This window comes from Enterobacter sp. AN-K1, assembly GCF_020971765.1.
Taxonomy (GTDB): Bacteria; Pseudomonadota; Gammaproteobacteria; order Enterobacterales; family Enterobacteriaceae; genus Enterobacter; species Enterobacter hormaechei_C.
The window spans coordinates 2000011-2014107 of record NZ_CP087390.1; the positions used below are offsets into that span (position 1 = coordinate 2000011).

The following is a 14097-nucleotide window of genomic DNA, read 5'->3' on the forward strand; positions in this document are numbered from 1 at the left end:
TTAAAGAGCAGTGCCGCTTCGTTTTCGCTGCGGCGCGGGGTGTGCATATTACGCTTTCCCGCTTCAGAGTCAAGCGTTTGTTTTGCTTTTCTCTGCTGACCCGGCGGCTTGCGTGCCGTTGTTCCGTGTCAGTGGAGGCGCATTATAGGGAGTTCTTCTGAAGTGACAAGCACTAAATACAAAAAACTTTCCGTTCGCTCACTTTTCAAACTCAACGCTTATTTATCCCGCGCATCGTCCGTTAAACGCGCAATTTCACGGGCAAAACTGGCGACCTGGGCCCAGTCGGTATAAACCACTTCTTTACGCGTATCCGTTTCCCCGCCCGTCATTTTCATGATCAGGCGGATCATAAAGCGGTCATACCAGCGGTAACGCGGGTAACGCAGCGCGCCAGCAAAGACAGAACAGATATCGGGCTGCCATGGCGAACTTAGCAAAAACTTGCGCGTATAGCTGTTGGTCTGCGGCGTACGCTTCTCCGCTTTACGGGCAACCAGGTTGACCGAGTAAAACGCGCCAGGCAGTTGAGCGAGCTCCGCCGTATGCTTTTTCACAAAGCGATCCAGCGCCGGATGGAAATGGCCGTAACGAATTGAAGCGCCAATGACCACGCGGTCGTAATCCTGCCAGGCAATCTGCTCTGTGCGATTCAGGTTCACCACATCAGAATAAATGCCCAGCTCTTTGAGTTCAGAAGCCAGATATGAAGCAATCTCACGCGTTTGTCCGTCACGCGTTGAGAAAAGAATTAACGTTTTCACCAATGTCTCCTTACTCACGCCAGAATGTTGGGGTAAACAGCACCAGCAGCGTAAAGACCTCAAGACGCCCAAACAGCATATTGGCGATTAAGATCCACTTCGCCACCGGGTTCATACTGGCGAAGTTATCCGCCACGACGCCCAGCCCCGGCCCTAGGTTGTTTAACGTTGCCACCACAGAGGCGAAGGCAGAGAAATCATCCACGCCCGTGGCGATAATCGCCAGCATACTGACAATAAAGACCAGTGCATAAGCGGAGAAGAATCCCCACACCGCTTCGAGGATGCGCTCCGGCAGCGCGCGGTTCCCCAGCTTAATACTGTAAACCGCATTCGGGTGGACCAGACGTTTCAGCTCACGGTTCCCCTGCTTGAACAGCAGCAGGATGCGGATCACCTTCAGACCGCCGCCCGTTGACCCGGCGCAACCGCCGATAAACGCAGAGCACAACAGCAGCACCGGCAGGAACAATGGCCAACGCGCAATACTGTCCGTGGTGAAACCAGCGGTTGTCGCCATCGATACCACCTGGAAGAAGGCCTGGTTCAGGGTCGTGACCGCCGAGTTATAAACATCGTGGAACCACAGTACCAGGGTACAGATAACCACCAGGGTCAGCTGGACGCCAATAAACATCCGGAATTCCGGGTCGCGCCAGTACACCTTCAGGCTCCGTCCGCTAAGCAACGAGAAGTGTAGACCGTAGTTACAGCCTGAAATCAGCAGAAAGATGGCAATGATGGTATTGATTGTCGGGCTGTCGAAGTAGCCGACGCTGGCATCGTGGGTGGAGAACCCACCGATAGCAATAGTCGCAAAGCTGTGTCCGATGGCATCAAACGCAGGCATCCCGGCAAACCACAGCGCCAGCGCGCAGGCCACCGTCAGCAGGACATAGATAAGCCACAGGGTTTTCGCCGTCTCCGCAATACGTGGGCGCATCTTGTTATCTTTCAGCGGGCCGGGCATCTCTGCCCGGTAGAGCTGCATCCCCCCGACGCCCAGAATGGGCAGGATAGCCACCGCCAGGACGATGATCCCCATACCGCCGAACCACTGGAGCATCTGCCGGTAAAAGAGAATCGCATGCGGGAGCGAATCCAGCCCCACCAGCGTGGTAGCCCCGGTGGTCGTTAATCCGGAGAACGATTCAAAAAACGCATCCGTGACGGTGAGATTCGGTTGTTCGGAGAAGATAAACGGCAGCGCACCCACGCTTCCCAGTACCGTCCAGAACAGGACCACAATCAGAAACCCCTCCCGGGATTTCAGTTCACCTTTCTCACGGCGGTTTGGCCACCACAGCAGGGAGCCAATCGTCAGCGCGACAAAAAAGGTTTGCGTAAATGCACGCCCCGCGCCGTCCCGGTAGATGAGCGCCACCAGTCCGGGAATGATCATTGTCCCGGAGAAAAGTATGACCAGCAATCCAACGATTCGGGTAATGGCACGAAAATGCATCTCTGCCGCTTCCTTAGGTATTCAAAATTGTGAGGTGGGGATTATTCTTCAATCGGCAGTAATTGCAATGAACCGCGACTAAAATCAGCGAGTTTTGCTGAAAAAGCAGCCAGTTCCGCCTGAGGAAGCGCCACGCGTAATTGCACCATTGCCTGATAATCACTGTGTGCGATGACACCGTTAAACTGTTTAAGCAGTGCTTCGATACCCGATAGCTGGGCGTAATCGCATAACAAAGTATATTCCGTAAGTGGCGTTTTGCGGGTTGTTATCAGCAGATTAAGCGCTTGCTGGACACCACCTCCGTAGGCTTTAACCAGCCCTCCGGTGCCTAACAAAATGCCCCCGTAGTAGCGGACAACAACGGCGGTGATTTCACCCACGCCGCTGCCCATCAACTGGGATAGCATCGGTTTTCCGGCCGTACCCGCCGGTTCACCGTCGTCAGAAAACCCGAGCTGCTGTGAGTCGTCTGGCGGCCCTGCGACCCACGCCACACAGTGATGGCGGGCATCGGGGTGCTGCGCGCGGACGGACTCGACGAACGCCTTCGCCGCCTCCACGCCGTCGGTATGCGCCAGCAGCGTGATAAAGCGGCTTTTCTTGATTTCCTCAACAAAGGTGACCGGCTCGGCCGGTATCAGCCAGCTTTCCATCAGGCCAGCTTCAGATCTCGCGTCATGTTCTCAATGCTGTTCTCGTGAATAACCACGTTATCCTCGATACGAATGCCGCCATACGGCTTCAGCGCTTCAATTTTCTCCCAGTTGAAGTGCTTGCTGAATTGCCCTTCGCGCCACGGTGCCAGCAGGGATTCAATAAAGTAGATGCCCGGCTCGATGGTCAATACCATACGCGGCGCCAGAACGCGGGTGCAGCGCAGATAAGGATATTTAGACGGTGCCGCCAGGTGCGTACCGGTATCATCCTGCATAAAGCCCGCGACGTCATGAACCTGCAAACCCAGCGGGTGACCGATACCATGCGGCATAAATGGCCCGGTCAGATCGTTCTCAACCATCGCCTCTTCGCTCATGTCTTTGACAATCTGATGCTTACGCAGCAGTTTAGCGATGCGCTGATGGAACTGGATGTGATAATCCACGTAGCTGGTTCCGGCCTTCATGGTGCCAATCAGCGCCAGCTGTTCGTCGTTCACGTCTTTGATCAATTGCGCAAAATCGGTGTCCGCATTCGCCGCCCAGGTACGGGTCAGGTCTGCCGCATAACCATTGTACTCAGCCCCCGCGTCCAGCAGGAAGCTGCGCATCTCAGCCGGAACCTGATGATCCAGTTTGGTGTAGTGCAGAACCGAGGCATGTTCATTCAGCGCCACGATGTTGCTGTACGGCACGTCGGTATCGCGGTGGCCGGTCGCCGTCAGGTAGGCCTGATTAATATCGAACTCGCTCATACCGGACTGGAACGCTTCGTGCGCCGCACGGTGGCCATTCACCGCCGTTTTTTGCGCTTCACGCATGCAGTAAAGTTCGTAGTCGGTCTTGTAGGCGCGATAGTAGTGCAGATAATCCAGCACGCCTTTCGGGTTGAGTTTATCTGCCGGAATATCCAGACCCAGCGCACGCTCAGGAACCGGACCAATGTAGCCGATGTTGCCGCGCGCCGCTGGCAGCTGGCTGCCAATGCCGTCTGCTTTTGGCAGCGCAATCACGTCAATTTCTTCGGTCCAGAATGAGGTCGGCAGCGGCTCCACGTTGTGCCAGTAATCGACCGGCAGGTAGAACCACAGTTTCGGCTTGTTCACGCCATCCACCAGCAGCCAGCAATTTGGAACCTGCGTGACAGGCACCCAGGCTTTAAACTGCGGGTTAACCTTGAAGGGATAAGCATGGTCATCAAGAAAAGTATTCATCAGCTCGCCGGAGTGGATCAGCAGGGCATCCAGCTTGAAGCGGGCCAGTACATCGCGGGTACGTTCCTGTAGGGTAACGATATGATTTTTATAAAGCGAAGCCAGTGAGTCCATCATTCTTCCTTTCGTTTTTTTGACCTCAAGTCATCGCATCTTAGCACACCTCACTGCGGCTGCGTGATTTCCACCGACCGTGATCAGCGCAGCAATTTCTTAATGACTAATTTGCATTTTATTAACATAAATTCCACACTCCGTTTCATCTGGTATGACCAGATCCAATTGCTGGATTCAGGAGACCGACATGCTCTACAAAGGTGACACCCTGTACGTAGACTGGCTGGAAGATGGCATTGCCGAACTGGTGTTCGATGCCCCCGGCTCAGTGAACAAGCTTGATACCGCGACGGTGGCCAGTCTTGGCCAGGCGCTGGATGTACTTGAAAAGCAATCAGATTTGAAAGGGCTGCTGCTGCGCTCCAACAAAGCGGCCTTTATCGTTGGCGCGGATATCACCGAATTCCTGTCGCTGTTCCTGGTGCCCGAAGAACAGCTGAGCCAGTGGCTGCACTTTGCCAACAGCGTTTTTAATCGTCTGGAAGATCTGCCTGTCCCGACCCTTTCCGCCGTTAACGGCTACGCGCTGGGCGGTGGCTGCGAGTGCGTGCTGGCGACCGACTACCGTCTGGCGACGCCGGACCTGCGCATCGGCCTGCCGGAAACCAAGCTGGGCATCATGCCGGGCTTTGGCGGTTCCGTGCGTATGCCGCGCATGCTGGGTGCCGACAGCGCGCTGGAGATCATTGCCGCGGGTAAAGATGTCGGCGCAGAACAGGCGCAGAAAATCGGCCTGGTGGACGGCGTGGTTAAGCCTGAAAAACTGATTGAGGGTGCTATCGCCATCCTCCGTCAGGCGATTAATGGCGATCTCGACTGGAAAGCCAAACGCCAGCCGAAACTGGAGCCGTTGAAGCTCAGCAAAATTGAAGCCACCATGAGCTTCACCATCGCCAAAGGCATGGTGATGCAGACGGCGGGTAAACACTACCCGGCGCCGATCACAGCGGTGAAAACCATTGAAGCGGCAGCCCGTCTGGGCCGTGATGACGCTCTGAAGCTTGAAAACCAGAGCTTTGTCCCGCTGGCGCACACCAACGAAGCCCGCGCGCTGGTTGGTATCTTCCTTAACGATCAGTTCGTGAAAGGCAAAGCCAAACAACTCACCAAAAACGTTGAAACGCCAAAACACGCGGCGGTACTCGGCGCGGGCATTATGGGGGGCGGCATCGCCTATCAGTCTGCCTGGAAAGGCGTGCCGGTGGTGATGAAGGACATCAACGAGAAATCCCTGACGCTGGGCATGACCGAAGCGGCCAAGCTGCTGAATAAACAGCTTGAGCGCGGCAAAATTGATGGTCTGAAGCTTGCAGGCGTGATCTCCACCATCCAGCCAGTGCTGGAATACAGCGGTTTCGACCGTGTGGACGTGGTGGTTGAAGCGGTCGTCGAGAACCCGAAAGTGAAAAAAGCGGTGCTGGCCGAAACCGAAGACAAGGTGCGTCCGGAAACCGTGCTGGCCTCTAACACCTCCACCATTCCTATCAGCGAACTGGCGAGCGTGCTGAAGCGTCCGGAAAACTTCTGCGGGATGCACTTCTTTAACCCGGTGCACCGCATGCCGCTGGTCGAAGTGATCCGAGGGGAAAAAACCTCCGACGAAACCATCGCCAAAGTGGTGGCGTGGGCGAGCAAGATGGGCAAAACGCCGATCGTGGTTAACGACTGCCCGGGCTTCTTCGTTAACCGCGTGCTGTTCCCGTACTTCGCCGGTTTCAGCCAGCTGCTGCGCGACGGCGCAGACTTCCGCAAAATCGACAAAGTGATGGAAAAACAGTTCGGCTGGCCGATGGGCCCGGCGTATCTGCTGGACGTTGTCGGCATCGACACTGCCCATCACGCGCAGGCGGTGATGGCGGCGGGCTTCCCGCAGCGCATGCAGAAAGATTATCGCGACGCCATTGATGCCCTGTTCGACGCCAACCGCTTCGGGCAGAAAAACGGTCTGGGCTTCTGGCGCTATAAAGAAGACAGCAAAGGCAAACCGAAGAAAGAAGAAGATCCGGCGGTGGATGGCCTGCTGGCCGACGTCAGTCAGCCAAAACGCGACTTCACCGACGATGAGATCATCGCACGGATGATGATCCCAATGGTCAACGAAGTGGTGCGCTGCCTCGAAGAAGGCATTATCGCCAGCCCGGCAGAAGCGGATATGGCGCTGGTGTACGGCCTCGGCTTCCCTCCGTTCCACGGAGGCGCGTTCCGCTGGCTGGATACGCTCGGCAGCGCCCGCTATCTCGATATGGCTCAGCAGTACCAGCACCTCGGCCCGCTTTATGAGGTGCCGGAAGGGCTGCGTAACAAAGCGCGCCATAACGAACCCTACTACCCAGCAGTTGAGCCAGCCCGTCCGGTTGGCGAACTGAAAACGGCTTAAGGAGTCACAATGGAAAAGGTTGTCATTGTTGATGCGATTCGCACCCCGATGGGCCGTTCAAAAGGCGGTGCGTTCCGTAACGTGCGCGCGGAAGATCTCTCCGCGCACCTGATGCGTAGCCTGCTGGCGCGTAACCCGGCGCTGGACCCAGCAGCGCTGGACGATATTTACTGGGGCTGCGTGCAGCAGACGCTGGAGCAGGGCTTTAACATCGCCCGTAACGCGTCCCTGCTGGCGGAGATCCCGCATTCGGTTCCGGCCGTCACCGTCAACCGTCTTTGCGGTTCGTCGATGCAGGCGCTGCACGACGCGGCACGGATGATCATGACCGGCGATGCGCAGGCCTGTCTGGTGGGCGGCGTGGAGCACATGGGCCACGTGCCGATGAGCCACGGGGTCGATTTCCATCCTGGCATGAGCCGCAACGTGGCGAAAGCCGCCGGTATGATGGGCCTGACCGCCGAGATGCTCTCCCGTCTGCACGGCATCAGCCGTGAGATGCAGGATGCGTTTGCCGCACGCTCGCATGCCCGCGCCTGGGCCGCCACGCAGTCTGGTGCCTTTAAGAATGAGATCATCCCAACCGGCGGTCACGACGCAGACGGCGTACTGAAGCAGTTCAGCTACGACGAAGTTATCCGCCCGGAAACCACGGTCGAAGCGCTTTCTACCCTGCGTCCGGCATTTGATCCGGTCACCGGCACGGTAACGGCGGGCACCTCGTCTGCCCTGTCCGACGGTGCCGCCGCGATGCTGGTGATGAGCGAAAGCCGCGCCCGCGAATTAGGCCTGACGCCACGCGCCCGCGTGCGTTCGATGGCGGTGGTGGGCTGCGACCCGTCAATCATGGGCTACGGTCCGGTTCCGGCGTCAAAACTGGCGCTGAAAAAAGCGGGGCTGAGCGCAAGTGATATCGATCTGTTCGAGATGAATGAAGCCTTCGCCGCACAGATCCTGCCGTGCATTAAAGATCTGGGCCTGATGGATCAGATCGACGAGAAGATTAACCTCAACGGCGGCGCGATCGCGCTCGGACACCCGCTGGGCTGCTCCGGGGCGCGTATCAGCACCACGCTGATCAACCTGATGGAACGCAAAGATGCCCAGTTCGGGCTGGCAACGATGTGTATCGGGTTGGGTCAGGGTATCGCGACGGTGTTTGAGAGGGTGTAAAGAAAAAGTATCTCAAAGTAACGTAGGCCCGATAAGCATCGCGCCATCGGGCTTTTGCCGGGAGGCGCTACGCTTTCCCGGCCTACGAAGAGAAAAAGTTTAGTTGCCGTTCTTCCCGCCTGTCAGGGGCGGGTTTTTTACGTTATTGCAGCAGCGAAATATCCGCCACGCGCAGGAACAGCTCACGCAGTTTCTCAAGCATTGAGAGACGGTTAATCCGCAGCTCTTTATCTTCCACGTTCACCATCACCTTCTCGAAGAAGGCGTCGATGACGTCACGCAGCTCCGCCAGCTCCACCAGTGCTTCCTGGTAGCGACCTTCCGCGAAATACGGCTCCAGCTTGTCGCGCAGCACCACAACCTGCATCGCCAGAGAAATCTCTTCCGGCTCTTTCAGGGTTGCAGCGTTGACGCGCTCGTTCAGCGTTTCGTCGGATTTCGCGAGGATGTTGGATACACGCTTGTTGGCCGCGGCCAGCGCAGACGCCGCTTCCAGCGTACGGAAGTGGGATACCGCTTTCATACGCGCATCGAAATCTGCCGGACGGGTCGGACGACGCGCCAGCACCGCCTGAATGGTATCAACGGAGTAACCTTCGTCCTGATACCACGCGCGGAAACGACCGAGCATAAAGTCGATAACATCATCCACAACCTTCGCGTTGGTCAGCTTATCGCCGTACAGACGTACCGCTTCTTCGGTCAGCGTTTGCAGATCGAGGTTAAGGTTCTTCTCTACGATGATTCGCAGCACGCCCAGCGCAGCACGACGCAGCGCGAACGGGTCTTTATCGCCTTTCGGATGCTGACCGATACCGAAGATACCCGCCAGGGTGTCCATCTTATCGGCAATCGCCACGGCGCAGGCAACAGGGTTAGACGGCAGATCGTCACCGGCAAAGCGCGGCTGATACTGCTCGTTCAGGGCTACCGCCACGTCTTCCGCTTCGCCATCGTGACGCGCGTAGTGCATGCCCATCACGCCCTGGGTGTCGGTAAATTCGAACACCATGTTGGTCATCAGGTCGCACTTGGAGAGCAGGCCCGCGCGGGTAGCGTGGTTAACGTCGGCGCCAATTTCACGGGCAATCCAGCCGGACAGCTCCGCGATACGGTCGGTCTTGTCGCGTAGCGTACCCAGCTGCTGCTGGAACAGTACGGTTTGCAGACGCGGCAGGTTGTCTTCCAGACGTTTTTTACGGTCGGTATTGAAGAAGAACTCGGCATCCGCCAGACGCGGACGCACCACTTTCTCGTTACCGGAGATAATCTGGCTCGGATCTTTCGATTCGATGTTCGCCACGAAGATGAAGTTTGGCAGCAGCTTGCCGTCGTTGGCGTAAACCGGGAAGTACTTCTGGTCACCCTTCATGGTGTACACCAGCGCTTCTGCCGGAACGGCCAGGAATTTCTCTTCGAATTTCGCGGTCAGTACAACCGGCCATTCGACCAGCGAGGTCACCTCTTCCAGCAGGCTGTCGCTCAGATCGGCATTACCGCCAATTTTGCGCGCCGCGTCTTCTGCGTCCGCTTTGATTTTGGCTTTACGCTGTTCGTAGTCAGCAATGACCTTGCCGCGCTCCAGCAGGATCTGCGGGTACTGGTCAGCATTGTCGATAGTGAACTCCGACTCGCCCATAAAGCGATGGCCGCGGATCACGCGATCGGACGCCACGCCCAGAATGGTCGCCGGGATAACGGTATCGCCCAGCAGCAGGGTCACGGTGTGAACCGGACGCACAAAGTGTACGTCGGACGCGCCCCAGCGCATCAGCTTAGGAATCGGCAATTTTGCCAGCGAGGTCGCGATCATGTCAGGCAGCAGCGCTTCGGCGCTTTCGCCTTTCACATGGGCACGGTACAGCAGCCATTCACCTTTGTCGGTGGTCAGACGCTCAGCCTGATCAACGGTGATGCCGCAGCCGCGCGCCCAGCCTTCTGCCGCTTTGCTCGGCTTGCCTTCCGCGTCGAACGCCTGAGCAATGGCCGGGCCACGTTTTTCAACTTCACGATCCGGCTGGGACGCCGCCAGGTTTGCCACTTTCAGCGCCAGACGACGCGGCGCAGCAAACCACTCAATTTTACCGTGCGCCAGGCCAGCGTTATCCAGCTCAGCAGTGACGTTCGCAGCGAAAGATTCAGCCAGGCTGCGCAGGGCTTTTGGTGGCAGCTCTTCAGTGCCGATTTCCACCAGGAAAGTTTTCTCAGACATGGCCGCCTCTTATTTGTTTCGGTTGCACATCGGGAAGCCAAGGGCTTCACGGGACGCGTAGTAAGCTTCTGCAACGGCTTTGGTCAGGGTACGAATACGCAGAATGTAGCGCTGACGTTCAGTCACGGAGATCGCTTTGCGGGCATCCAGCAGGTTGAAGCTGTGGGCAGCCTTCAGAATACGCTCGTAGGCAGGCAGCGGCAGCGGAGTCTCCAGCGCCAGCAGCTGCTGGGCTTCTTTCTCGTACTGCTCGAAGCAGGTGAACAGGAAGTCCACGTCCGCGTATTCGAAGTTATAGGTGGATTGCTCCACTTCGTTCTGATGGAACACGTCGCCGTAGGTGGTTTTACCCAGCGGGCCGTCGCTCCAGACCAGGTCGTAAACGCTGTCTACGCCCTGAATGTACATGGCCAGACGTTCCAGACCATAGGTGATTTCGCCGGTAATCGGTTTACATTCCAGACCGCCAACCTGCTGGAAGTAAGTGAACTGGGTCACTTCCATGCCGTTCAGCCACACTTCCCAACCCAGACCCCAGGCACCCAGCGTTGGGTTTTCCCAGTTATCTTCCACGAAACGAATGTCGTGAATGGTTGGATCCATACCCAGCTCTTTCAGTGACCCGAGGTACAGTTCCTGAATGTTGTCGGGTGATGGCTTAATCACCACCTGGAACTGATAGTAGTGCTGCAAACGGTTCGGGTTTTCGCCGTAACGGCCATCGGTCGGACGACGGGATGGCTGCACATAGGCGGTCGCCATTGGCTCTGGCCCTAACGCGCGCAGGCTGGTCATCGGGTGTGAGGTGCCTGCGCCAACTTCCATGTCCAAAGGTTGAACAATGGTGCAGCCCTGACGAGCCCAGTAATCCTGTAAGGTCAGGATCAGGCCCTGGAAGGTCTTGGTATCAAACTTTTGCATAGTATTTCGTGCTGGATACGTGTGGTTTTAAATGGAAGGGATCAGTATACCCGCTGGCTGCAAGATATACAGTACGAAACGGGGTTGTTTAGGGAAAATTGGGGAATAAGCCCTACAGCCAGAACCTGCGAAGGCTCTGGTTGCTGCTTATACGAGCAATTTAACGCATTGAGAGATGTAAAAACTGGCCGTCTGCATCAAAAGAGCAGACAAAGCCCTCTTTACGCGCCGTATAGCCTTTCAGTTCATAGCTGCCCTGAAAGCGCTCGAAGCCGTTTATATGAATTTTCTGTGCTTCGGAATTATAGCGGTGAGCCGCCTGATCCCTGCACAGCTGTTCCATATTCAGGGAACGCTCCGGGCTCATTTTCCCCTGCTGCGCTTTTTGGACAGGTATCTCCTCAGAAGCACTGCATCCTGTTAATAAGAGCAGCAGAAAGAGTGACACCCCACGCTTCATTATCATTTTTATTACCGCCCTGGTCAGTGGCTGTTATTTTTAGTAGCAACACGTTTATAGATTAAAGTCCGTCATTCTGCGAATCTCGCCAGCTCCCTACAAGTTAGCCTGGCTAAACTCAGAATTTTCCAAGGGAAAAGTTTTACACAATCGCAGTCACACTTTTTTTATCAGGAATACAGAGGAACTGATGCAGTCAAAAATTAACTGGATTGATAACCTGCGGGGAATAGCCTGTCTGATGGTGGTGATGATCCACACAACGACCTGGTATGTCACGAACGCGCACAGTATCAGCCCTGTTAACTGGGATGTCGCCAATATTCTGAACTCGGCCTCCCGCGTGAGCGTCCCGCTGTTCTTTATGATTTCCGGTTTTCTCTTTTTTGGCGAGCGTAGCGCGCAGCCAAGACATTTCATCCGTATTGTCTCCTGTCTGCTGTTTTACAGCGCCATTTCGCTGCTCTATATCATCCTGTTCACTTCAATTAACGCTGAACGTTCCCTGCTCAATTTGTTGCAAAAACCGGTGTTCTATCATCTGTGGTTTTTCTTCGCGATAATCGTTATCTATCTGGTGTCACCGTTAATTCAGGTAAAAAACGTCAGCGGTAAAATGCTGCTGGCCTTGATGGTAATAATCGGGATCGTGGCCAACCCGAATACCGTTTCACAGAAAATTGATGGCTTTGAATGGCTGCCCGTTAACCTTTATATCACCGGAGATACGTTTTATTACGTGCTGTACGGCATGCTGGGGCGCGCCATTGGCATGATGGAGACGCAAAAGCGAGGAATAAACTGGCTATGCGCGGCCGCGTTTCTCGTCGGTGTGTTTATTATCTCTCGCGGGACGCTGCATGAGCTGCAATGGCGCGGCAACTTTGCCGATACCTGGTATCTCTACTGCGGGCCGATGGTCTTTATCTGCGCGATCTCTCTGCTGACGCTGGTTAAAAACACCCTGAATGCCCGCCCGCTTCCGGTGCTGGGGTTTATCTCTCGCCACTCGCTGGGCATTTACGGTTTTCACGCGCTGGTGATCCACGCCCTGCGCACCCGCGGCGTTGAGCTTAAAAGCTGGCCGGTGCTGGATATTGTCTGGATATTTACCGTTACGCTGGTTGTCAGCCTGCTGCTGTCAATGTTGCTGCAAAGAATCGATACGCGCCGGTTTGTAAGCTAACCCGGTTGAAGGCTGGTAGGCCGGGTAAGCGTTAGCGCCACCCGGCTCCTGTTTATGACATTAGCGGCAAAAGCTGCTGATAGATTTTGCGGAACACGTCTCGTCTTTCAGCATAGCGAGCATGATTTTTCGCATCAGGACGATGCTGCCGTTCAAGCGGCAGCTGGGGCAAAAGCTGGTGCAGTGGTTTATCCGGGTTCAGCGCAATTTGCGCCAGCCGTGCCGCACCGAGCGCCGGGCCGACATCGCCTCCCGTACGATAGTCCAGCTGCAACCCGCTGATATCGGAAAGCATTTGCCGCCAGTAGCTGCTTCGTGCACCGCCGCCAATTAACGTAATGCTGGATGGCGTCAGTCCACAGTCATGCACGACATCCATTCCGTCCGCCAGAGCATAGCCAACGCCTTCAAGCACCGCGCGCGCAAGCTCTGCCGGGCCGTGCTGATGGGTAAGACCGAAGAACACCCCTTTCGCTTCCGGGTTGTTATGCGGCGTCCGCTCGCCGGAAAGGTACGGTAAAAACCAGACCGCACCGGCATTATCATCTGCCTGCTGTGCCGCTGTGATAAGCGCCGGGACGTCCGCCATTCCGGTTAGCTTTGCCGCCCAGTCAAGGCAGGAAGCCGCGCTCAGCATCACCGACATCAAATGCCATTTACCCGGCAACGCGTGGCAGAAGCTGTGTACGGCGCTTCCAGGGTTGCTACGATACCCGTCACTGACGGCAAAATAGACGCCGGAGGTACCGAGTGAGAGCATGGCCTGCCCTGCCTCGACCATCCCCACGCCGACCGCACCCGCCGCATTATCGCCGCCGCCGGCGACGACAGGTACGGCTGGCATGTTCCAGCGTTCAGCAACAGAAGGCTGTAAAGCCCCCGTGATTTCACTGCCTTCAAACAGCGCAGGCATATGGTCGCGCGTCAGTTGGCAGGCATCCAGCATCGCCTCGCTCCAGTCCCGTTTCGCCACGTCGAGCCACATCGTACCCGCGGCGTCAGACATGTCGCTGGCAAAATCCCCCGTCATGCGAAAACGCAGGTAGTCTTTCGGCAACAGAACCTTCGCCACCTGACGAAAAATCTCAGGCTCATGGCGCTGCACCCACAGGAGTTTTGGCGCGGTAAAACCGGGCATCATCAGGTTGCCCGTAATTTCACGGGATGCAGGCACACGCTCCTCAAGGATCGCGCACTCTTCCGCACAGCGGCCATCGTTCCAGAGAATAGCCGGGCGCAGAACGCGATGCTGACTATCCAGCAACGTTGCGCCATGCATTTGCCCGGCAATGCCCAGCGCTTTCACGTCGCGCAGGCTATGCTGCTCGCCTAAGGCTTTCATCGCACGCTCTGTCGCCTGCCACCACTGCTCCGGATCTTGTTCCGACCAAAGCGGATACGGACGTGAAACCTGCAACTTTTCAGTCTGCGTGGCTAATACATCGCCCTGCTCGCTTAACAGGATGGCTTTCACCCCCGACGTGCCAAGATCGATCCCGATATACATGTGGTGGCTCCTTTGACGAAAATGCCCGGTGGCGCTGCGCTTACC

11 protein-coding genes are annotated in these 14097 nt (G+C 56.4%); 3 read left to right on the forward strand and 8 right to left on the reverse strand.

Annotated elements, in window-relative coordinates:
- Positions 1-218: 218 nt before the first annotated feature.
- Genes hemG through pepQ form a run of 4 tightly spaced genes read right to left on the reverse strand, consistent with a single transcriptional unit; the run spans position 219 to position 4213 of the window.
- Positions 219-764 carry a menaquinone-dependent protoporphyrinogen IX dehydrogenase gene (gene hemG / locus LOC22_RS09660; RefSeq protein ID WP_017382603.1) on the reverse strand — a complete coding sequence of 182 codons (546 nt, stop codon included), beginning with the start codon at positions 762-764 and terminating at the stop codon, positions 219-221.
- A gap of 10 nt (positions 765-774) precedes the next feature.
- Positions 775-2226 (reverse strand): Trk system potassium transporter TrkH, encoded by a 1452-nt coding sequence (gene trkH / locus LOC22_RS09665; protein WP_006808591.1) that lies wholly within the window; start codon positions 2224-2226, stop codon positions 775-777.
- A 41-nt stretch (positions 2227-2267) separates the two neighbouring features.
- On the reverse strand, positions 2268-2882 hold the full coding sequence (locus tag LOC22_RS09670; protein ID WP_015572737.1) for an IMPACT family protein: 615 nt from the start codon (positions 2880-2882) through the stop codon (positions 2268-2270).
- On the reverse strand, positions 2882-4213 hold the full coding sequence (pepQ, locus tag LOC22_RS09675; RefSeq protein ID WP_017382602.1) for a Xaa-Pro dipeptidase: 1332 nt from the start codon (positions 4211-4213) through the stop codon (positions 2882-2884). Before pepQ ends, LOC22_RS09670 begins: the two co-directional genes overlap by 1 nt.
- A 190-nt stretch (positions 4214-4403) precedes the next feature.
- Between pepQ and fadB the strand changes: the two genes are divergently transcribed.
- Both fadB and fadA read left to right on the forward strand, forming a co-directional pair.
- Positions 4404-6593 carry a fatty acid oxidation complex subunit alpha FadB gene (gene fadB, locus LOC22_RS09680; protein WP_023295588.1) on the forward strand — a complete coding sequence of 730 codons (2190 nt, stop codon included), beginning with the start codon at positions 4404-4406 and terminating at the stop codon, positions 6591-6593.
- 9 nt (positions 6594-6602) lie between these two features.
- Positions 6603-7766, forward strand: a complete 1164-nt coding sequence (gene fadA, locus LOC22_RS09685) for an acetyl-CoA C-acyltransferase FadA (protein ID WP_000416981.1) — start codon at positions 6603-6605, stop codon at positions 7764-7766.
- Positions 7767-7908: 142 nt separating this feature from the next.
- Here the strand turns inward: fadA and glyS are convergent, their stop codons facing one another.
- The 3 genes from glyS to LOC22_RS09700 form a co-directional block, all read right to left on the reverse strand.
- On the reverse strand, positions 7909-9978 hold the full coding sequence (glyS, locus tag LOC22_RS09690) for a glycine--tRNA ligase subunit beta (RefSeq protein ID WP_015572740.1): 2070 nt from the start codon (positions 9976-9978) through the stop codon (positions 7909-7911).
- Between the two features lie 9 nt (positions 9979-9987).
- Complete coding sequence (glyQ, locus tag LOC22_RS09695) at positions 9988-10899, reverse strand: glycine--tRNA ligase subunit alpha (RefSeq protein WP_003860141.1); 912 nt, start codon at positions 10897-10899, stop codon at positions 9988-9990.
- 160 nt (positions 10900-11059) lie between these two features.
- Positions 11060-11365: a YsaB family lipoprotein gene (locus LOC22_RS09700; RefSeq protein ID WP_230239508.1), complete on the reverse strand. Its 306-nt coding sequence runs from the start codon at positions 11363-11365 to the stop codon at positions 11060-11062.
- Positions 11366-11549: 184 nt separating this feature from the next.
- Between LOC22_RS09700 and LOC22_RS09705 the strand changes: the two genes are divergently transcribed.
- Positions 11550-12545, forward strand: a complete 996-nt coding sequence (locus LOC22_RS09705) for an acyltransferase (protein WP_023304607.1) — start codon at positions 11550-11552, stop codon at positions 12543-12545.
- Positions 12546-12597: 52 nt separating this feature from the next.
- Here LOC22_RS09705 and xylB read toward each other — a convergent pair whose 3' ends face one another.
- Entirely contained in the window at positions 12598-14052 is a 1455-nt protein-coding gene (gene xylB / locus LOC22_RS09710) for a xylulokinase (protein ID WP_032669007.1), read from the reverse strand.
- Between the last annotated feature and the right edge of the window lie 45 nt (positions 14053-14097).

Excerpts from the sequence above, each read along its gene's own strand:
- fadB (WP_023295588.1), top strand. The coding sequence starts at position 4,404 with ATGCTCTACAAAGGTGACACCCTGTACGTAGACTGGCTGGAAGATGGC.
- glyS (WP_015572740.1), bottom strand. The coding sequence starts at position 9,978 with ATGTCTGAGAAAACTTTCCTGGTGGAAATCGGCACTGAAGAGCTGCCA.
- glyQ (WP_003860141.1), bottom strand. The coding sequence starts at position 10,899 with ATGCAAAAGTTTGATACCAAGACCTTCCAGGGCCTGATCCTGACCTTA.
- trkH (WP_006808591.1), bottom strand. The coding sequence starts at position 2,226 with ATGCATTTTCGTGCCATTACCCGAATCGTTGGATTGCTGGTCATACTT.
- pepQ (WP_017382602.1), bottom strand. The coding sequence starts at position 4,213 with ATGGACTCACTGGCTTCGCTTTATAAAAATCATATCGTTACCCTACAG.
- fadA (WP_000416981.1), top strand. The coding sequence starts at position 6,603 with ATGGAAAAGGTTGTCATTGTTGATGCGATTCGCACCCCGATGGGCCGT.
- LOC22_RS09705 (WP_023304607.1), top strand. The coding sequence starts at position 11,550 with ATGCAGTCAAAAATTAACTGGATTGATAACCTGCGGGGAATAGCCTGT.
- LOC22_RS09670 (WP_015572737.1), bottom strand. The coding sequence starts at position 2,882 with ATGGAAAGCTGGCTGATACCGGCCGAGCCGGTCACCTTTGTTGAGGAA.
- xylB (WP_032669007.1), bottom strand. The coding sequence starts at position 14,052 with ATGTATATCGGGATCGATCTTGGCACGTCGGGGGTGAAAGCCATCCTG.
- LOC22_RS09700 (WP_230239508.1), bottom strand. The coding sequence starts at position 11,365 with ATGATAATGAAGCGTGGGGTGTCACTCTTTCTGCTGCTCTTATTAACA.